The organism is Nitrospirota bacterium (assembly GCA_040754395.1).
GTDB lineage: Bacteria > Nitrospirota > Thermodesulfovibrionia > Thermodesulfovibrionales > SM23-35 > JBFMCL01.
In genome coordinates, this window is the sequence record JBFMCL010000030.1 from 1 (window position 1) to 20,703 (window position 20,703).

Here is a 20,703-nt window from a genome sequence, read left to right on the forward strand (position 1 = left end):
GGTATTCTTGATCTGTCTTTTTCTTTCGCAAAGCCTGCTCCTTTCTTCTTGGTGATGAGGGTTACCAATTATAAAGGTTCAGGCTTTTTTTTCGTATTAAATCCTTCCGCAACAGAAACTAGGTAATTTGATTATCGCCGGTCTATCTGGTTCCTCAATTCCGATTTTCATGAAAGCAATAGGGCTCGATCCAGCTCAATGCTCCAGTATCATATTGACAACAACGACTGATGTAATGGGTTTTTTTGCTTTCTTGGGTTTTGCAGTACTATTCCAGAATTATCTCATGTGAAGCAGGAACGTGCAGGAAACCTCTAAATCCTTGCTTTAATTGGCGGTCCCAACGGGAGTCGAACCCGTGTTTTAGCCTTGAGAGTATCGAAGTATTCCTTATAATTAAATAGGTTATAAACATCGCACTACAAAACTACTGCACTTACAGAGAGCTAAAAATCTGTTATCTTATTCTTTCTGTTAAGATTTGTACACGCGTTCAGGCTTAGCAATCTTGTATTCTCACAGTAACAAATGCGCCTGACGGTACTGGTCATGCTAATAAGTACAAACGGAATCTATCGTTTTATGTCGCTCAATGGCTGGTGAGGTTATACGGACTATTTTGTGTTAAAGCCTAAAATTGTAAGATTTCAGAATAGTCTATCCGAAGGAATTGTCACCATGCCCTATCTATCTCCTTTTATCTTACCGCCATATTTTAAATAGAAGTCAAAGTAATCTTCTAAGAATTTTTGACGATTCTCGATGGCATATTTTTCAACCGCAGCCTGAGAAATGTACGTCTGAAACTTTAACAAGTCCCGATATCTTGTTTCAATATCGATGCCTTTTTCAACCTGGCTCTTTAATCTCTTCAAAAATTCGCTCAAAAATTTCAAAAATGATCTTATATTTCGTTCATTGCCACTCTGAATTAGATCGTTTAAAAAGAAAAAAACAGTAACACCTATCGCCCTATTCTTCAGAACAATCGCGCTGTTTTCCAGATAGCGGTATACCTCATCGAGGCTTTCCTTTAGAAGAGTGGCCACTTTCTTGTCTTCTGCGGTAAACCTCAGATTCTTCTTGAAAAAATCTTGCAAGTCTACAAACCTAGCTCTTCCATATGAATTATCTTTGTTAAGCGAAAAGAAATTTAAGGCAATTTGCGCTGCAGTAAGTTCTTTTGAAAACCTTTTCTTCGGGATACGAAGAAAATCAAAATATTCATGTTTGCCTAATTTCTTGAAAACAAATTCTTTCATATCCCCTACCATTGCATTCAATTTCTCTCCAGCATTTAAAGGAGCACCTAGCTGAAGTCTTAAAAACATCAAATTTAATTCTTCCTCATCTTTATCGATGTCAGTAATTTCTATCACATTAAAAATATAGTTCAGGAGTTTCTCCTTGTGTTGCCGCTTATTCAAGAAGTCCTCCCATGTCTTGTTGTCGTATGCGCTAAGTATGCTTCCTCCCAACAATTCATCTGAGCTCTTAAATACAAACTTATTATCGTATTTGTTATGGTCGTCCTCGTTCTCCTCCTTACCCTCATTGAGTCCAAGGAAAGAAAGAATTGCATTAATTCGTTGGCGTCCATCTATACATTCATAAATTCCATCATCACGCTTATGTAAATAAATGCTCGCAATGTCAAAATTCCGAAGAATAGAGTCAATGAGCTTTCGTTTCTTATCGAGATCCCACACCGTAGGCTCCCGTTGAAATTCAGGGAACTCTATCGCCTTATATCTTCGTTGGAGGTCTTCTATTGACCATTCAGCATTTTTCTTTTTCATGTTTTATAGTAAAAATTATGGACAATATTTTGAGGTGGTGTTTTTATATCCAATTTGAAGCGATCTATCAGATAGCCGATTTTTGCATCCAACCACTCTTGAAACGGATTTGTCTTGTCTTTATCAAGAAATTTAGCAGTGATCTCAGCAATTAGTTCGCCGGGAGATGCTGAAGGAAAGAACTTTTTATAGTAGTATAAAATTTCGGGCATATCTATCAAAGACTGAAAATCCAAATATTCATAATTATGGGTTATGGCCGTCGCTACTGATGGATAATCGATTATTTCAATCTTGATCATTTTCCCCGTATGATTAAACCGCTGAACTGTATACAATATTGGAATTAATCCCCAATCATTTCTACTGAGCGAGCATCCAATAATCCTCAGTATATCACACCGCATCAAAATTTCTGAGGCCTGTCCCCATAAAAGATTGAAGGGGTAATTGTCCTTCTTCTTTTCTACACCCGGCGGAATCCAGAGCGAATCTGAAGATTTTGTTGCAGTCATGCTTTTTACCGTAACAGGTCGTGTATTTTGCCAATTAAAAGAACCATGCAGTTTCAAAATTTTTATAGCCTTCGTGCGTGGCCTTGATGTGTCTAAATGCAACGAGTAATCGATGGCAAACCCCAAAGGCGCTTTTATTGTTCTTTCAAGAATATCCTCATAATTAAGAGTAATAAAGCATAATAACTCTTCATCGAAGCTGTTCACGTTATTGTGCAGATCAATTAAAACCGTATACAAATTCTTGGCAGGCAATTTCTTCAATTCCGGGCTACTCCTTATGATATCAACGATTGCGTTTCTATAGTATTCTCTAATTATTTCAGAGGCAAAATAGTGATGCTGAGATTCCAGCACTGATATTAAATGTTCAATATCTTGTACTGTAATTAACTCACTCCATATCTTATCACTCAGCCGTTTCGAAGGGTATTTGCGGTGGTTGCGCGCCATTCTTTCCTGAATGTCTTTCGTAAGAAGGCTAAGGGTAGGACTAATCGATTTAAGCACGGCGTGTGTTGCGCCCGCACCAAATAAATAAACCACTTTTTTCTTATCACGTCTATTAACCATAGACTACTTTCTCCAAACAATCAAACTTTCGCGGGCTGGCTCACGCTTGTGCCTCGACATTTGCTGGGAGCTATTGCCACGATATCGCAAGACATAGATGCCTTTCAGGCTTAATCCAATCTGTTCACCGATTTCAGCCAATATTTTATCTACAGAAATCATGAGACCGGAGAAACGCACATTACTAACAACGAGTCCGATATGGCCTCCAAGCTTCAAAACACTCGACATTTCTTTCAGAGATAGGAACATATCCTCGAAATATCCAATAATTGTTGCAATAATTCTAGGGTTATTCATCTTACGGTTATATAATTCATTTACCGTTTCCTCAAGGATTACAGGCCTCACATAGCCGACCGCTTTATATTTTTCCTTAGCTTCAACATGCGACCTCAAAGTCTCATACCGGAGTTTTTTGAGGGTATCATTATCCTTTATGAACCCGACCAGTAATTCAAGCTCATATATCCTCGTATAGTCGTGTCTATTTGGATATGGTGGAGAAGTCAAAATGGCATCATACTCATGAGCTTTTACTTCATTGGGAAGTCCCCTTGCGTCACCAATTACTGCTATAGATTGAGCGTCTGTGTATTTGAAATGCGATAGAGAGTCTATATATTTTTCTGACGACTCAATAAACATTTTCTTAAATACTGCAATAGGAACTCTTCTCTGTCCCGTAATGCGGAGGAATCCACCGGCTTTCTTTGCTTTACTCGCATTATCAAGAACACTAAGCAAACAAAAAAGAAAGAAATCTTTCTCTGGAGATGACAAAAGATTAATTGAGTCTCGTAATGAAAACATGTATTTCAACGTGTCATTTGAAAATGATTTCATAAGAATGGCAACATCCGGAATATTTACTCTGGGGTTAACCGCATGTGAAATTTTGCTGATGGTTCTTTTAAGTTTATCCCCATTAAATGTTTTAGTTAGAGTATTCGCCAAGAAAACAGAAAAAGGAGAAATATCTACGCCCACTGAATTATATCCATCCATTCTTGCTTTGATAAGAGTGGTGCCTCCACCGCTATAGATGTCGAGCACCTTATCTCCTTTAGTCAGTCCGAAAGAATCAAAGATCTTCGAAACCAGTTCACTGCCAAATCGATGCTTAAATGCATACCAGTTGAAAGGGGCAGCATTCCTGTCAGACAGTGGAGAAACAAACTTACCCCATTCTAATTTTTCGACTATTTCCATATCATATTATGTGAGCATCACATTTTTGATTACAATTTCCTTGTTGCTTCTAGTTTGCCTGAATTATATCACATGGATATGTTCTATGTCTCGGGGCAAGCCAGTTGACAGGAATAATAAGGGATTTTCAAGGAAGATATCGAGAAACATGCACGGACTCCTGAGTGCAACAGATATCTTTGGAATTCATCACCTATGGCGAGAAGTACGCACTGCTGGTTATCAGGTGAACCGCTTACACCTTGCAATTCCTAATTGTCGTATGGGATATTGGAAGTATTTTTTTTAGCATCTTGAACACCAATCGTATATTTCAGCCAATAACAGTGCTGAGTCAATTTATCAAAAACAATTGGTTACATTTTTTACTGCAAAAGTACTGCAATTCAACACTTATTAACAACACTTTCAGCCACTTATAGCCATTTTCAGCCATAATTGCTAATTTTGAAGAATGCCCGCAGAACGGCTCCCGGCAAGGTAAAACCATAGAATTTAAAAGAATTTTTATTGGCGGTCCCAACGGGATTCGAACCCGTGTTTTAGCCTTGAGAGGGCCACGTCCTAGGCCTCTAGACGATGGGACCAGCAACTACAGTAAACAGTTAATAGTGATTAGTGAATAGCTGTGAGAAAAGGAACTTCCGATATTTCGTTTTTACTGTTCACTTTGTACTATTCACTGATAACTGTCTTTTTGGCTGGGGAGAGAGGATTCGAACCCCTGTAAGCAGATCCAGAGTCTGCCGTCCTGCCACTGGACGACTCCCCACCAGGATTTTCAAGGTTTGTATTATACCATATCACAAAATTTCCGGGCCCTTCAACAATAGCTGCAATCCAAATGACGATCATGGCACGCTGTGTTCTTGTGCAGATTATTTCCCCCCCGAAGAACCCACGGATTTTCCGACAATCTGACACTTCGATTCCGGCTGATTTCTGCCTGAATGAGGTCTGTCTTTTGTTTTTTTCACGCTCGATATTTTTCGAGAAACACTGCCATTTTCCCGCTGTATACATAGGATTGTCATGGTATTACAGTGGTTGTGTGTTGTTGACTTTAAACGCCAAAAGAAGTATCATTTAATTAAACAGAGAGGATAAAATGTTCGAGAAGTTTACAGAGCGTGGCAGAAAGGTAATCATCTATGCAAAGGAAGAAGCAGAGAAGCGGCAGAATGATTATCTTGGCACAGAGCATCTCCTGCTCGCGGTTCTCAAAGAAGAAGACGGCCTCCCGATAGCAATTCTGAAAAGGATGGGCATAACGCCCGAAGAAGTCCGGCTGGAAGTCGAAAGAAACCTGCCACAGGGCACCAATATCATGACGTTCGGGGATATTCCGTTTACTCCGAGGGCAAAGAAAGTGCTTGAACTTGCCGTTGAGGAAGCGCGGCTTCTCGGCCATAATTATATCGGAAGCGAGCACATCTTCCTCGGCCTGATACGTGAGGAGGAAGGCATAGGCGGCAAGATACTGCGGAGCTTCGGCGCAAACCTTCTTGGAGCACGGCAGCTCACCATTAATTTTTCGATACGGGCTCACTCGAACGTCAAGGAAAAACGGAGCACCACTCCTGCGCTCGATGAGTTCGGAAGAGACCTGACTGTCCTCGCAAAAGAGGGAAAGCTGGACCCGGTTATCAGCAGGGAAGATGAGATAGAGCGTCTCGTACAGATACTCGGCAGGAGAATCAAGAACAACCCGGTGATTATCGGCGAGCCGGGCGTCGGAAAAACCGCCATTGTCGAGGGTCTCTCCCAGAAGATTGTCTCGGGGAATATCCCTGACAGCCTACTCGGCAAACGCATCGTATCGCTTGATCTCGGTGCGCTGATCGCCGGCACCAAATACAGGGGTCAGTTCGAGGAAAGACTCAAGATCGTGATGAAAGAGATCGTGCAGTCCGACAATGTCATCCTGTTTATCGATGAACTGCACACCTTAATAGGAGCCGGAGCTGCAGAAGGCTCTGTTGATGCGTCCAGCATGCTCAAGCCTGCCCTCTCCCGCGGGGAGATCCAGTGCATCGGGGCAACAACTCCCGATGAATACAGGAAGCATATAGAGAAAGACGGGGCCCTCGAACGCAGGTTTCAGCCCATCTACATACAGCCGCCGAATGTCGATAACACGATAGACATTCTGAAAGGACTGAAGTCGAGATATGAATCCTTTCATAAGGTCAAGATAAGCGAAACCGCGATAGAGGTTGCCGCCAAGCTTTCGGACAGATACATCTCTGACAGATATCTCCCGGACAAGGCAATTGATGTGATCGATGAGACCGGCTCCAGAATCAAGCTCAAGAAGTACACACCGCCGCAGGAACTGAAAGAGCTTGAAACCGATATTCAGAGATTCTCAAAAGAGAAGAACCTCTACATCAAGCTCCATGATCTTGAAAAAGCATCATCAATCCGTTTGGAGGAAGAGAAGCTCAAACGGCTTCATGAACAGCTCCATAAACAGTGGATCGATAATCTCAATAAGGAGATTCCTGTGGTCAGCGAAGAGGATATCGAGTATACCGTTTCCAAGATGACCGGTATCCCGCTCTCAAAGCTTGAAGAAAAAGAGTCAGAAAAACTGATCAGGATGGAAGACAACCTTCACTTGAGGATAATCGGCCAGGAAGAAGCGATAAAGGCTGTCTCGAAGGCGATCAGAAGGTCGCGGGCCGGCCTGAAATCAAACAAAAAGCCGATCGGCTCGTTCTTTTTCCTCGGACCGACCGGGGTCGGCAAGACCGAACTCGCAAAGGCGCTTGCATGGTTCCTGTTTAACGATGAAAGCTCCCTCGTAAAGATCGATATGTCAGAATACATGGAGCGCTTTAATGTCTCCAGACTGACGGGAGCCCCTCCGGGCTATGTCGGATATGAGGAAGGCGGGCAGCTGACCGAAAAGATCAGGAAAAAGCCTTATTCGGTCGTGCTCTTTGACGAGATAGAAAAGGCACATCCCGATGTCTTCAATATTCTCCTTCAGGTGCTCGATGAAGGGACGCTTACCGACAGTTACGGACGCAAGGTCGATTTCAAAAATACCGTGATCATCATGACCTCCAACCTCGGGGCGCGTCTGATAGAGAAGGCAACTCCCCTCGGTTTCCAGCGGAACATATCGGGGATGATATATGAGAAGATCAAGGAAAACGTGCTGAATGAGCTGAAGAAGACGTTCAACCCGGAATTCCTGAACCGGGTTGATGAGACAGTGGTGTTCCATCCTCTTGAAAAAGAGCATCTGCTGTCAATTATCGACCTGCTTGTTGAAGAGACGAACAGGGTGCTCATCGAACAGCAGGAGCTTATTATTGAAGTGTCTGACGATGTGAAGGAATGGATCATAAAGCATTTCTATCAGCCTACATATGGTGCGCGGCCGATGAGAAGGGCTGTGCAGAAGGTAATCGAGGACCCGCTCTCCGAGGAACTGCTAAGGGGAAGATTCAAAAATATCCACAAGATACAGGTGATCCTCGAAGGTGACTCCCCGGCGTTTATCGAAGCCGAAGAGGCTGTCCCCATCTTTTCCAGCACGAATTAGCATACAGTGAAATACAAGACCCTTATTCTCCTGATACTGCTGATCGCAGGTCTGATAATCGGGTTCATTTCAATAAAGCCCTCCCACGTCACAAAGATAATCACCATCGGAAGCGCTGTTCCCGATTTCGAACTTGTGGACGCAGAGGATAACAGAATCCGTTTGCATGATATGAAAGGGTCCGTCGTGCTGATCAATTTCTGGGCTACGTGGTGTGCCTCATGTATCGAGGAACTTCCGTCTATTGAGAGGCTTTACCGTTATCTTTCTGCAGAGTCACGTTTCAGGGTAGTGACTATTCTTTACCGCGACGATGGCAGCAGAGCCCTGAATTTTATGAAACAGAACGGCCTCACATTCCCTGTCTACGTGAATCCCGACAATTCTGCCGCGAAATATTTCGGCATCACAGGAGTTCCTGAGACATTCCTGATAGATAAGAAGGGGGTTCTGCGGCATAAGGTGATAGGGCCTGCTGAATGGGATGCTCCATACGCGATCGAAAAAATCCAGGCCATTCTTAACGAACCATAACCTTGTTTTTCTGACGATATCCATGGGGAAACTCAGCGCTCCGGAATCAGCAATGCTCTTTGCCGGAACACTGTATGCCGACGCCGCTGCATACCAGCACGCAAAGGAAATTCTTCAAGACAGTTTCGGCAGCACTTTTTTCGAAACTCCCCCCACACCATGGGAGTATTCATCCTATTACCGGGATGAACTCGGATTTCCCGTTATACGACAGTTTATCTTTTTCAACGGGATAATAGATCCGGGCATCCTCGCCGGGGTTAAAATCAGAACCAATGCAATTGAAGCAATGCTTTCCTCTGAAGGGAAAAGGAAAATAAACATTGATCCGGGATACCTGACCCTCTCGAAAGTCGTCCTCGCTTCCACCAAGAACTATGTCCACCGGATCTATCTGGGAAAAGGGATATATGCAGAGGTTACGCTGATTTTCAGGGATAATGCGTTCCGTCCCCATCTTTTCACATACCGTGACTATCAGGACAGGGCATATACGGATATGTTTCGTGCGATGAGGACACGACTGAAAACACTCCTCGATACGCATCCGTAACAAACACGTTCCTGCGCACCTTGTGCGGACGTCAGCGCAGAAGCCCGTCCCGTGGGGACTATTCGCAGCATTGTTCCTGCAAAGGACTCACAGTACAACCAGATTATCCCGGTGTATCGCTTCGTCAGAATATTTGTACCCGAGAATTTTTTCTATTTCTGATGTCTTCCTACCCTTTATCCTGAGAATTTCCGTGGAAGAATAATTGATAAGCCCTTTTGCAACACGGTTCCCTTTTGTGTCCAGGCAAAAGACCGCATCTCCGGTATCGAACGTCCCCTCAACAGAAAGAATGCCTGATGGCAGAAGGCTCTTGCCGCCTTTCAGAATTGCCAGCACGGCACCCTCATCGATCATGATACCTCCTTTTGCCCTGCTGCTGTATGCTATCCAGCCCTTTCTTGAGGACAATTTCTCCTTCCTCGGGATAAATTCGGTGCCCGGACGTTCGCCCCTGCTGAGTGATTTCAGCAGTCCGTCCTTTCTGCCGCTGATGATATGCACCGTAATGCCGTTATTCACTGCGCGTTTTGCTGCAAGCAGCTTCGAATACATCCCCCCCGTGCCTATCACACTTCCTGCGCCTCCGGCTCTTTGTTCGAGTTCCGGCGTTATCTTCTCAACATTCCGTATCAGCCTTGCCCCGGGACTCTGTCTGGGATCTTCAGTATAGAGCCCTTCCACATCCGAAAGGATTATGAGTTTCTCAGCATCCACCAGGCCTGAAACCAGAGAGGCAAGATGGTCGTTGTCCCCGAACTTTATTTCATCAGTCGCAACGGTATCATTTTCATTGATAATTGGAACGACTCTGTAGGAAAGCAGCGTCAGAAGCGTGTTTTTCGAGTTGATGTATCGCTTCCTGTCAGAAAAATCATCCTGTGTAAGGAGCACCTGTGCAACTTTTTTCCTGAACTCCCAGAAGCTCCTTTCATATGCCCACATGAGACTGCTCTGCCCGACTGCGGCAGCCGCCTGTTTCAGTTTTATATCCTTTGGCTTTCCCTTCAGTCCGAGTTTCTTCATTCCGGCGGCAATGGCCCCTGACGAGACAATCACCACCTCATACCCGGCATCCTGGAGCTCAGATACATCCCTTGCTATTGACAGGATTCTCTTTGTGTCAATACCCTCTACGCCTGAGGCAAGTATGTTACTGCCTATCTTCACGACAATTCTCTTCATGTATTCCCTCGTTATTGGGGCGGATATGGGAAATTATACATTGGCAGGGATTCTGTTGTCATCAGGCGGGATACGATAGTGTGTACAAGACCTGGATATGAGGCGCATGTTCGGGACAGGGGGGAGCGTTACTTCCTGATCTCCAAGCACGTCAGCTCCTGCAGGAACGGACGATGAAGCCTCAGAGCACCTTCAGTGCCGCTTCTGTTATCACGGGATCAAACTGTGTATTGTTGCACCTTTTCAGCTCCTGGTATGCGTACTCCTTGCCCGGAGCCGGGCGGTAGGGTCTGTTTGCTGTCATGGAATCAAAAGAATCTGCAACATGAAGTATTCGTGAGCAAAACGGAATTTCCTCGCCTTTGAGCCCATCAGGATACCCTTGTCCGTCAACCCTTTCGTGGTCGTGTCTGATAATGGGTATGATGTCTTTGAGCTGTTTCACTTTTTCGAGCACGGAAACTCCGAGAAGAGGATGCCTCCTGATCACTTCGAACTCTTTTTCTGTCAGTTTCTCCGGTTTGTCAATGAGCTGGTCATACTGAATCTGCCCGATATCGTGCAGAAGCGCGGCCAAGCGCAGTTTTTCCATGTCATCGTTTCCGAGACCCATCTCTTTTGCAATTTTCAGGGAATATGTAGTCACCCGCTGAGAATGTCCCTTGTTCCATGGTCTCCGTTCGTCGCATGCATTTACTACTGCGGTCACAAATCCCATAAAAAGTTTTTCAAGCCTTTTGTATGAGTCGCAGATATCATCGATGATTTCAAGAAAAATCCCTTCATTTTTTTCAGCTTTTTCTGCCCACTGACGGAGATTTCGCTCATTCTCACATAAGGACTCCATTGCATGCCTCTGTCGTGTTATGTCTTCGACGGTTCCTCTGAAATACAGGAAATGATCATTGAGATCCCTGACTGCACGGATGTTTTCCGATATCCATACCCTGCTTCCGTCCTTGCGAAATGCCTGCGACTCAAAACCCGAAACTGCTTCGATCTTTTTTGCCAGTGACAAAACCTTCGGACGCTGGTCAGCCTTCACGTAGAATTTATATTCTTTCCCGTTCAGGCTTTTCAGGAGCTCATCAGGAGAATCGAATCCCAGTATCTGCGCAAAAGCACGGTTTGAGGTAATGTAATGTCCTTCAGGAGCCATAAGATAAATGCCCTCAACTGCATTGTCGAATATCGACCGGTAGATTTCTTCTTTCTTCCGCAAATGCCCGAATTCTATCGCCTTCGACAACTTCGTGAGGAGTTCCTCAGCACTGAACGGCTTCACTATATATTCAAACACATTTATTCCCATGGCCTTAATCGAGGCCTGCATCATACTTTGGTCTGTAATGATAATGCTTGCTACTTCTGGCTTGCCCGACATAGCTGCCCTGAGAAGGGCGATGCCGTCCATGTCAGGCATAACGACGTCAATAAGAAACAGGTCGTAATCATGTGTCTTGAGTGCCTCAAGGACATCTTCCCACATCGAAAAGCTGTCCGCCTGATATCCGGACTTCGCCAGAATCTCGCAAAGAGATTTCAGGAAATCGGCATTGCTGCCGAAGACCATTATGTTTCCAAGGTTATACTTTACCATAGCTCTTTCTCATGTCCTAAGAGAAAAGGATAACAAAACGGGAGCCAAAAAAAAATCATAGAACTTCAATCTTGCCTGTAGTATTTTTACTACAATATTATTCAACCAGTCCATATTGCACCGCATAACGGATGACTTCAGCGATGGAATGCATTCCCATTTTGTCGAGTATACGGGTTTTGTAGGTGCTGATTGTCTGGATACTCAGGGCAAGCTCTTCTGCGATTTCCTTCAGTGTTTTTCCTGAAGCAAACATGCACATGACCTGGTATTCCCGGTCAGAAAGCATCTGATGACGTGGCTTGTCATTATAAGGTTCCAGTTCATAGACCAGCCTTTCGGCGAGTGAGGCATTTACAAATTTGCCACCCTTCGAAATCTTTCTTATCGCTGCAATCAGTTCGTCCGGAGCACTCCCTTTGGTGAGATATCCGGATGCGCCTGCCCTGAAAGACCTGACCGCATATTGCTCCTCAGGATGCACACTCAGCATGAGAATGGGAAGTTTAGGGTTCTTTCTTTTGATCTGTTTGAGGATATCAAGTCCGTTCTTTCCGGGCATCGAGATATCCAGAAGTATCACATCATAATTATTCTCCTCCACCTTCTGTATGGCTGCATAACCGCTTTCCGCCTCGGCAGCAACAAGCATATCCGGTGTTTCCGAGATTATCTCCTTCAACCCTCTCCGCACAATTGCATGATCATCAGCGATAAGTATCCTGATCATAATAGCTGCTCCTCTTTGCACGGGATGCATGCCAGTACCGCAGTCCCCCCTCCCTTCAAGCCTTTGATTCTTACTTCTCCCCCAAGCAGATGGGCACGTTCACGTATACCGATAAGACCGAACGATCTGGTCCGTAACATCTCTTCATCGGTAATGCCTTTTCCGTTGTCAATAACCATCAGTTCTATCCTGTCGCCGGTATGTTCCAGTCTGATCCTTACGTCCGTCGCCTCTGCGTGCCTGGCAACATTCGTCAGCGCCTCTTGAAGAATGCGGTATATTGCCGTAGACCGGTCCTGGTCCAAAAAAATCTCCTCAGGATGTCGTGTCAGTTCGCAGCGAATTCCGGACCGCTTCTCAAATTCCCCTACCTGCCATTCAATCGCATCCGCAAGGCCAAGGTCATCAAGCAGTCCCGGTCTCAGCTCTGCGGATATCCTCTGCACCGTCCTGACAGCATCGTCGATAAGATCAGCCATTGAATTTGTCTTGAGAAGGAGTGCTTTCTGGTCTCCCGGAAGCTTGCTGTTCAGCCATGAGACGTCCAGTTTCAGCGCTGTCAGCATCTGTCCCAGCTCATCGTGTATCTCACGGGCGATGTACATGCGCTCTTTTTCCCTTGCTGACTGGAGATGTGCTGAGAGGTTGCGCAGTTGCTCCCGGGACCTTTTCAACTCCTCTTCTGCGCGTTTCCGTTCTGTGATGTCCTCAATCGTGCCTTCATAAAACAGGGTCTTCCCGGCGGTATCGTGAACAGCGTGGGCGTTTTCAGAAATCCATATCTTTGTACCATCCTTCTGGTATATCTCTGATTCGAATCCGGTGATGCCGCTTTGTTCCTCGATCAAACACACCAGTTCAGTGTAGCGGTCGGAATTGACGTGCACCTGGTTCCCTATGTCTGTGATCCCCCGCACAAGCTCTTCTGTTGTTGCATATCCGAGGATCCTGGCGAGGGCGATGTTGGCTGTGACATATCTCCTTTCGGTGCTCATCTGATAAATGCCACCGACTGCGTTCTCGAATATGGAGCGGTACTTATTTTCAGCCTCCCGCAACCTCCGGACACTCATCGCACGATACAAAATCTGCCTGAGCATCTCAATGTCGAGAGGTTTCAGCACATAATCAAACGCGCCTATCTTCATCGCCTTCACCGCTGATTGTATGGTGCCCCTCCCTGTAACGATTATGCCGATAAGAAACGGATCTATTTCGAGCGCTTCTCTCAGCAGGGTTATTCCATCCATTTCAGGCATCACAAGATCTGTCAGGAGGAGATCGAAACTCTGCCCCTTCATTTCCCTCAGCGCATCCCTGCCCGAAGTATATCCTGCCACAAGATATCCGTACCTGGACAGCAGGTCGCAAACCGGGGTAAGCGAGTCTATATCGTCATCGACTACCATTAAGCGCCCATAGTCTGACATTCTTGTCAATCCCTGCATATATAATATATTATATTAAGCATATGCTTCAAGCTATTATGGAACATTTCTTTTGCAGCCAGCACATCTGCGGAAAAGATGTGCACTTTTTTTGGGCAGCCGATGCAGCAGGAAGCGTTTCTTATCCCCTGCATTTCATGCACGACCACGGAAATTCCTGTATGAAAAACGCGGTTATCATATAGCAAATGATAATTTCATGACAATAACTATTTCCGCACCATGCACTGCCCTGCGTGTTCTGCGGTACCTGATGAACCGGCGTGTTGCTATAATATCTGACAGGGACCATGTACATGAAAGGCAAAAGAAAGAAGAAACCAAAACCTCGCCTTCCGATAGATGCCGTGCTGAAACTCGGAAGCCATCCGGTCACCACCAGAAAAGGCGAGAAAGGATACGACAGAAAGCGCCTGAGCAAGCAAAACCGTAAAATCATAAGAGAAGCAATGCTGAATAAAATTACTGAACAAAACAATTGATATTTTCGGTTTTTTTTGGTAAATTTATAAGGGTTTCGCAAATGGAAGACAGAGAGAAAAAATATGCACTTGAAGCGATACTCTTTCTTTCAGGAGACGTAATCACTGTCTCTTCACTCAAAGACATAATGGAGACCCCGGAGGCCGACATTCAAAGACTTATGGCTGAACTGATTGCAGAATACCACGAGAGAAATACCGGAATGCTTATTGTGGAAATCGCAGGCGGATACCAGATGGTCACAAACCCTGCCTATGCCGAATGGGTCAGAAAATTCAAGAGCACTCATGCATCAAGCAAACTCTCTCTCCCTGCGCTCGAAACTCTTGCGATCATTGCATACAAACAGCCGATTATAAGGGCTGAAATCGAACAGATCAGGGGTGTCAACTCTGACAGTGCTATCAGAACCCTTTATGACAAGCGGCTGATAAAAATTATGGGCCGCAAGGAAGCGCCCGGCAGACCGTTTCTTTATGGTACGACAAGGGATTTCCTCCAGTATTTCGGACTGAAGGATCTTACCGAACTTCCCACGCTGAAAGACCTTATTCGTGAGGAAGCAGCCTGATTTCAGGAGGTAGTATGAAAAAGACAGCGTTGATTGTTTCTGCTGCGATTATGATGCTTTTCCTGCTTGCGGGCATCAGTTATGCCGACAGGACATATGTAATAAAAAAGGGTGACAACCCTTATGATATTGCAAAAAAATTCAAAGTCGATCTGCAGGATCTGATTAAGGCAAACAAACTGGACCCCTCACACCTCAGACCCGGAAGGAAGATAAGAATTCCTTCCGACAACAAAGGGCATACTGCCGGGACCAAAGTGGCAAAAGAGAAAAAGAGCACACAGGTGAATGAAGCGGTCTCAGATCATGCAACAGAAAGACAGGGATTTGCCCATAGCAACGCGCAGTTCCATACAGTTCGCAAGGGCGACACGCTTCTGGCCATTGCAAGGAAACATTCAGTGCCAGTCGACGAACTGAAGGAAATGAATAACATAAGGTCATCCAGGCTGAAAATAGGCCAGAAGATCATCCTCAGGCAGGACGATTCGGAAGATTACACAGTCAGAAAAGGAGATACGGTATGGAGTATCGCAAGAAGATTCGACCGTGATCCGGACGAACTGATGGAAATCAACGGGCTTGAAACCGACTCTCTTCAGGTTGGCCAGAAAATCCTTCTGAAGTCTGCTCAGGACGCAAAAGAACAAAAAGTATATGACGCAATACTTTCGCAGGCCCGCATTAGTGCTCATGAAACAGAAAGATTCTCGCCATCTGAAAAGCTCAATGAAATGAGCATGCAGGACCGTCTCATCCTCTTCGCCAAGAGGCTTCTCGATATCCCCTACCGATTCGGCGGGAACAGTGTCATGGGTATTGACTGTTCCGCTTATGTAAAAAAGGTATACAGTCTAATAGGTGTAGACCTCCCGCGTTCCGCGAGGCAGCAGTTCGAGGAAGGAGAGCCGGTCGATGCAGACAAACTATCGATCGGTGATCTCGTATTCTTCAGAACATATGCATCGTTTCCCTCCCACGTAGGAATCTATCTCGGAAACAACCTTTTCATCCATGCCTCGTCAAAAAGCAAGAAAGTGACGATAGACAGTCTTGATACACCATATTACATCAAGAGGTTTATCGGAGCTAAAAGGCTGCTGGAGGGCGATCAGGCACAAAAGGATTCCGGATCGGACGGATAGCTAATTCTCGAACATCACCTTGCCCATGTCCGAGACATCATAGCCTCCGAGCTCTTTTACGGCGTTCCTGAACTCACTGTCTGCCTTTACAATTCTCAGAAGGCGCTGCAGCAGATCTGTTGCAAAAAACTCCCGGGCAATTGCAAGGTCATATCTCTCCTGCGCCACAGGGATAAAATCCAGGTTTAACGCCCGTGCAGAAGCGAGAATGGCCAGCCCTGTGTCGGCGATTCCAGTCAAAACCGCTGACGCAACTCCCATGTGGGTGTATTCCTCTCTCTCATACCCACTGACATCTCCCGGCTTTATGCCAAGTTCTCTCAGGCACTTGTCTGTAAGGAGCCGTGTTCCCGCGCCCGACTGTCGGTTCACAAACACCACGTCTCCTCTTGTCAGGTCCTCAAAGCCCCTGATATTTTTGGGATTGCCCTTCGGGACAAGGAGCCCCTGCTCACGGTATACCAGATTCATCAGCACAATCCTTTTGTCAGAGAGCAATCTGTTAATAAAGGATATGTTATATTCACCGGTATTCTCATCCAGAAGGTGGGTACCAGCCAGATGAGCTTCTCCTTTTTTTAACGCTACCAGACCTCCCATGGAACCGACATGGGCGGACGAGAGAGATGTCCCCGGATATCTCTTCCTCAGACTGTTGGACAGCAGATCAAGGGCATTGTCATGACTCCCGATACAGACTATCGTATTCTCGATATCGTGCCTGGTCCTCATCAGTTCAACCTCTATCTCGGCTCCGGCACCTATCCCTTCGGACATTGCCGGTATCCTTACAAAACCGTCAGCACGGACAAGAGACATGAGCACTCCTGCGCCCCGGCTGACCGGTGTCGCGATAAAATTCTCTCCGACCTTCCCGACCTTTACCCTGAGGAATTCCTCCATACCGAGAGGAGATGCAACCTGCCTTGAAAGCAGTGCCCTGAGAATCTGGGGCTCTTCAATGTCGAGTCCCTGCCATCGGTACAGAAGCGGCCTGGCAAATAATGTGAAGGTAATGTAAGCAGATACAGGATACCCCGGGATGCCGATGACGGGTTTGCCCTTCACGATTCCAAGGATAACAGGCTTTCCCGGCTTTATACTGACTCCGTGAAGTATCACCTCGCCGATTTCCCTGATAACCTCTGCGGTGAAATCTTCAGAACCGGCAGATGCACCCGCGTTCACAATGATCATATCTCCGGTTTCATGGGCTTCGAGAATCGCTTTCTTGAGTGCTTCAGGGTCATCAGGAACGATCCCGAACCTGACAGGTTCGCACCCCCATTCAGCAACAAGGCCGCCCAGTATCCGGGTGTTGAATTCGATAATATCCCCTGTCTTCAGCTCCGAGCCCGGTTCAACAATCTCGTTGCCCGTCGGAATGACTACGACTCTCGGTTTTCTTCTGACCGACACGCCGGCATGTCCTCCGCCAAGCATTGCCCCGATATCCACAGGCCGTATCCGCTGATTTTCAGGGAGGATCAGCTCGGTTGCCACAATATCTTCGCCGATTACCCTCACATGCTGCCACGGCGTGGCAGGAGAGATGATCTCGATACATTTCTCCCCTTTCTGTCCTCTTTCAGGCAGGGAGGATATGGAAGGGTCTACCTGCTGCTGGTACACGACATTTACATCCTCGACCATTATGACGGCATTGAAGCCCTCAGGGATCGGGTCTCCTGTATCAACATACACAGCCTTTTCTCCTGTCTTCAAACGTATTGGCGTCCGTTCAGAGGCCCCGAAGGTCTCCGCAAACCGCACGGCATATCCGTCCATTGCTGACGAATGATAAAAAGGTGATGAAATTCTTGCGGTTACTGCTTCAGCGGTTACTCTTTGAAGAGAATCTTTTACTGCGGTGCTTTCTCCGGGAAAAGGCTTGAGAATGCCTTCTGATTCAAGCCTTCCAAGCCACTTTGAGAGCGCTTCCCGCAAAGGGGTACTCTCAAGATATATCTCCCGCTGCATTACTCTTTGTCGACCAGCTTCTTTATCATGGACTTGAGCTCATCGAGGTCTGATGACTTAACAATATACGCCTCGGAAGCCCATACCGCAAAATCGTCCCGGTAATCATATGCAGTCGACATGATAATGGGGACTTTTGCATTCTTCTCTTTCATCTGGCGAAGAATACGGATGCCGTCAACGTCCGGCAAAAGGATATCGAGCGTAACGATATCCGGGTTCTCCTTCTCGAACATCTCCATCGCCTCCTGTCCGTTGGAGGCAACAACGACTTCATAGCCCTCGTCCTCGAATTCCTCTTTATACAGCCGCTGAATATGCAGATCGTCGTCAACAACAAGTATTTTCATGTCTGTCCTCCCTTATCTGTATCATTTCTTTTTTGCAATGGAATTACCACCCTGAAGGTGCTTCCCTCCCCCGGCCTGCTCTCCACTTCGATGCTCCCGTCGTGTTCCTCGATAATCCTGTGAGTAATGGTAAGACCAAGTCCGGTACCGGATTTCTTGGTCGTAAAGAAGGGATCGAATATATATGCAAGGTCATCTTCGGAGATTCCGGGTCCGGTATCTTTTATCTCAAAAATGCATGAGCCATTTCTGACATATGTTTTGACTGAGATTGTGCCATTCGTCCCCACCGCCTGAACCGCATTGGTAAGAATATTGAGCAGGGCGTCCTTGACCCTGTTCGGGTCCACGAATATTTCTATGGGCAAACTGTATTCCTTTACAAGGACAATGCCACGGTCATCTATTTCGGACCAAATGAGGGATATGACTCCGTCTATGACCTCATTCGAATTCACCGTCTCTTTTATAATCCTCGTTTCCTTGACAAAACTCAGAATTTCGTTCAGGATGCCCTCAAGTCTCCCGACCTCTTTGGCAATAATATCCGCATACTCCTTCAGGCTTCCGTCCAGCTTTTTTTCGAGCCTCCGCGCAAACCCTCCGAGAGAGACAAGAGGATTGCGTATTTCGTGTGCAACCCTTGCTGCGACCTCTCCGAGAGCAGCCAGTCTGTCTGTCTTTATCACCCTCTCCCGCAGGTTTTTCAGCTCTGTGATATCACTCACGACATTCACCGTTCCGATAAATTCCCCGGAGATATCAAAAATCGGGGAACTCGAAGTAATGAATGTCCCTCCCAGATAATGGTCTTCAACTTCTTCAACAAATGCCTCCCGTCTTTCGACGGTCTTCATATGAGGACATTCCGACAGAGGCTGTTTTGTCCCGTGGAATACCTCATAGCATTTCTTCCCGATGATATCGCCGGGAGGCATGCCCAGCCGGCTGCTGACCGCTTTATTGATATTCTTCACGACATGGTCCCGGTCAACAAAGTACACCATGTCAGATATCGATTCAAAAATGTTCTCCATCTCCTGCTCGGCGAGCTTTACCCTTTCGAACAACCGTGCGTTTTCTATCGCTGCGGCAACATGGTTTGAAAAAGCCGTCAGAAACCGCAGATCCTCCTCATTCACCGGCCTTCTGTTGAAATAGTTGTCCACCCAAAGCACACCGATCACCTTGTTTCGCGAAATCAGCGGCACTGCCGCATATGCCTGGGTCCCGAGCTGCTGCACAAGAACCGCATCGGAAAGAAGTTCCCTGCTCACGTCATCGATATTGAAGAGTTTTTTCTCATTTACCGCCCTCGTGAGTATAGTGTTTTCTGTAAGAGGGATCTCGATCCCCATGCTCAGCCTGTCGAAAAAAGAATCCTTTCTCAACGGCCCTATCTCAATATCGTGCATGATGTCCGGGAGAGTCTTTCTTTCGAGAGAGAGCCGGTCCCATATGTGAAAGGCCTCTTCATGGCTTGCCGGACCGACTCCCATCGCTCCCTTCAACACATTTTTTTCTTCGTCGACCAGGAAAAGGATCGCCCGGTTGAAGCCGAGCCCGTCACCCATCGTAACGGCTGTCAGCACCATCCTCAGCAGCCTGTCGAGTTCAAGGGTTCCCCTCATTGCAGAACTTATGAAAAACAGCCTCGAGAGTTCCTGATTTCTTCTGACAAGCTCCTTCTCGACATTCTTTTTCTCTGAGATGTCCCTCGATATCCCGCTGATGCCGATCACTTCGCCTGCAGTATTTTTTATCGGGGAAAGGGTAAGGCTGACCGAGATGATCGTCCCGTCCTTTCTCTTTCTGAACGTCTCGATTCTCTTCAGGACTTCTCCTGCTTTTATCCTTTTGTTGTTTTCCCATTCAGGATCGATGAGAAAATCGGGGACAAACGGCAGGAATTGCCCAATCGCCTCCTCTTTTGAGAAGCCGTATATCCTCTCCGCACCCCTGTTCCATGAAGTAATAATGCCGTGCAGATCAGAGGAGACTATCGCATCCGCCGAATTCTCTATGATTCCCTCGAGGTAGTCCTTTGTCAGCGCAACTTCGTTGTAAAGCCTCAGGACCTCGTCATGGCAGAGCATTCTGTCGGTAATATCCTGGATAAACACCACCCCTTCAATGATATTTCCCTCGTTGTCCCTCAAAGGGTAGGCAGAAAGCTCCGCGTACCGTGCAGATTCATTGTCAGCAAGCTTTTGTGTCACTATGTACACGTTCCCTGTCTCGAAGGTCACTTCCGCTGCACAGTGCGGACACACCCAGTTGTGATGATGAAAGACTTCCCTGCAGTCCTTGTCGATAAGGTCAGCGGGGGAGATGTCTGTCCAGTTCCCGATAGCCTTGTTTACCGCCATGATCCTGAATTCCCGGTTCAGTATGATGATCCCGTCGCGGATGTTTTCAAAGAGCACTTCTGTAATCTTTTCCCTGTCAGCTATGTTCATGGGCAATGCC

Annotated in this window: 17 protein-coding genes and 2 tRNA genes; 7 read left to right on the top strand and 12 right to left on the bottom strand. The window is 46.3% G+C overall.

All coding sequences use genetic code 11. From position 1 onward, the window contains the following. Positions 1 to 127 precede the first annotated feature (127 nt). Positions 128 to 292, top strand: coding sequence for a magnesium transporter (locus tag AB1552_12730; GenBank protein MEW6054633.1), 165 nt, complete (start codon positions 128 to 130; stop codon positions 290 to 292). Positions 293 to 683: 391 nt separating this feature from the next. Here AB1552_12730 and AB1552_12735 read toward each other — a convergent pair whose 3' ends face one another. The 5 genes from AB1552_12735 to AB1552_12755 form a co-directional block, all read right to left on the bottom strand. Then, complete coding sequence (locus AB1552_12735; GenBank protein MEW6054634.1) at positions 684 to 1,799, bottom strand: DUF262 domain-containing protein; 1,116 nt, start codon at positions 1,797 to 1,799, stop codon at positions 684 to 686. Next, entirely contained in the window at positions 1,796 to 2,887 is a 1,092-nt protein-coding gene (locus AB1552_12740; GenBank protein ID MEW6054635.1) for a hypothetical protein, read from the bottom strand. Before AB1552_12740 ends, AB1552_12735 begins: the two co-directional genes overlap by 4 nt. A gap of 3 nt (positions 2,888 to 2,890) precedes the next feature. Next, the gene (locus AB1552_12745; GenBank protein ID MEW6054636.1) at positions 2,891 to 4,099 is read right to left on the bottom strand and encodes a hypothetical protein; all 1,209 of its coding nucleotides are present in this window, start codon (positions 4,097 to 4,099) and stop codon (positions 2,891 to 2,893) included. Positions 4,100 to 4,610: 511 nt separating this feature from the next. Beyond that, positions 4,611 to 4,686 (bottom strand) — tRNA-Glu (locus AB1552_12750). A 111-nt stretch (positions 4,687 to 4,797) separates the two neighbouring features. Beyond that, positions 4,798 to 4,871 (bottom strand) — tRNA-Gln (locus AB1552_12755). A gap of 336 nt (positions 4,872 to 5,207) precedes the next feature. Here AB1552_12755 and AB1552_12760 point away from each other — a divergent pair. Genes AB1552_12760 through AB1552_12770 form a run of 3 tightly spaced genes read left to right on the top strand, consistent with a single transcriptional unit; the run spans position 5,208 to position 8,742 of the window. Beyond that, positions 5,208 to 7,655 (top strand): ATP-dependent Clp protease ATP-binding subunit, encoded by a 2,448-nt coding sequence (locus AB1552_12760; protein ID MEW6054637.1) that lies wholly within the window; start codon positions 5,208 to 5,210, stop codon positions 7,653 to 7,655. 6 nt (positions 7,656 to 7,661) lie between these two features. Then, positions 7,662 to 8,189 carry a TlpA disulfide reductase family protein gene (locus tag AB1552_12765; GenBank protein MEW6054638.1) on the top strand — a complete coding sequence of 176 codons (528 nt, stop codon included), beginning with the start codon at positions 7,662 to 7,664 and terminating at the stop codon, positions 8,187 to 8,189. Between the two features lie 22 nt (positions 8,190 to 8,211). Beyond that, on the top strand, positions 8,212 to 8,742 hold the full coding sequence (locus tag AB1552_12770) for a DUF4416 family protein (protein MEW6054639.1): 531 nt from the start codon (positions 8,212 to 8,214) through the stop codon (positions 8,740 to 8,742). A gap of 87 nt (positions 8,743 to 8,829) precedes the next feature. Here the strand turns inward: AB1552_12770 and proB are convergent, their stop codons facing one another. From proB to AB1552_12790, 4 genes are all read right to left on the bottom strand, one after another. Next, positions 8,830 to 9,927, bottom strand: coding sequence for a glutamate 5-kinase (gene proB, locus AB1552_12775; protein MEW6054640.1), 1,098 nt, complete (start codon positions 9,925 to 9,927; stop codon positions 8,830 to 8,832). A gap of 181 nt (positions 9,928 to 10,108) precedes the next feature. After that, positions 10,109 to 11,527: an HD domain-containing phosphohydrolase gene (locus AB1552_12780; GenBank protein MEW6054641.1), complete on the bottom strand. Its 1,419-nt coding sequence runs from the start codon at positions 11,525 to 11,527 to the stop codon at positions 10,109 to 10,111. 97 nt (positions 11,528 to 11,624) lie between these two features. Continuing rightward, positions 11,625 to 12,257 carry a response regulator transcription factor gene (locus AB1552_12785; protein ID MEW6054642.1) on the bottom strand — a complete coding sequence of 211 codons (633 nt, stop codon included), beginning with the start codon at positions 12,255 to 12,257 and terminating at the stop codon, positions 11,625 to 11,627. Beyond that, positions 12,254 to 13,687: a response regulator gene (locus AB1552_12790; protein ID MEW6054643.1), complete on the bottom strand. Its 1,434-nt coding sequence runs from the start codon at positions 13,685 to 13,687 to the stop codon at positions 12,254 to 12,256. The genes AB1552_12785 and AB1552_12790 overlap by 4 nt, the downstream gene beginning before the upstream one ends. A gap of 314 nt (positions 13,688 to 14,001) precedes the next feature. On the opposite strand from AB1552_12790, the gene AB1552_12795 reads away from it, so the two are divergent. The 3 genes from AB1552_12795 to AB1552_12805 are packed head-to-tail and all read left to right on the top strand — an operon-like array spanning position 14,002 to position 15,904. Then, complete coding sequence (locus tag AB1552_12795; protein ID MEW6054644.1) at positions 14,002 to 14,187, top strand: hypothetical protein; 186 nt, start codon at positions 14,002 to 14,004, stop codon at positions 14,185 to 14,187. Positions 14,188 to 14,228: 41 nt separating this feature from the next. After that, positions 14,229 to 14,759, top strand: coding sequence for an SMC-Scp complex subunit ScpB (scpB, locus tag AB1552_12800; protein MEW6054645.1), 531 nt, complete (start codon positions 14,229 to 14,231; stop codon positions 14,757 to 14,759). Positions 14,760 to 14,773: 14 nt separating this feature from the next. Beyond that, positions 14,774 to 15,904 carry a LysM peptidoglycan-binding domain-containing protein gene (locus tag AB1552_12805; protein ID MEW6054646.1) on the top strand — a complete coding sequence of 377 codons (1,131 nt, stop codon included), beginning with the start codon at positions 14,774 to 14,776 and terminating at the stop codon, positions 15,902 to 15,904. On the opposite strand, the gene AB1552_12810 is transcribed toward AB1552_12805, so the two are convergent. The 3 genes from AB1552_12810 to AB1552_12820 are packed head-to-tail and all read right to left on the bottom strand — an operon-like array spanning position 15,905 to position 20,693. Next, a complete protein-coding gene (locus AB1552_12810) occupies positions 15,905 to 17,884 on the bottom strand; it encodes a molybdopterin biosynthesis protein (GenBank protein MEW6054647.1) in 1,980 nt (659 codons plus the stop codon). Then, positions 17,884 to 18,234, bottom strand: a complete 351-nt coding sequence (locus tag AB1552_12815; GenBank protein ID MEW6054648.1) for a response regulator — start codon at positions 18,232 to 18,234, stop codon at positions 17,884 to 17,886. The genes AB1552_12810 and AB1552_12815 overlap by 1 nt, the downstream gene beginning before the upstream one ends. After that, complete coding sequence (locus AB1552_12820; GenBank protein ID MEW6054649.1) at positions 18,231 to 20,693, bottom strand: PAS domain S-box protein; 2,463 nt, start codon at positions 20,691 to 20,693, stop codon at positions 18,231 to 18,233. The genes AB1552_12815 and AB1552_12820 overlap by 4 nt, the downstream gene beginning before the upstream one ends. Between the last annotated feature and the right edge of the window lie 10 nt (positions 20,694 to 20,703).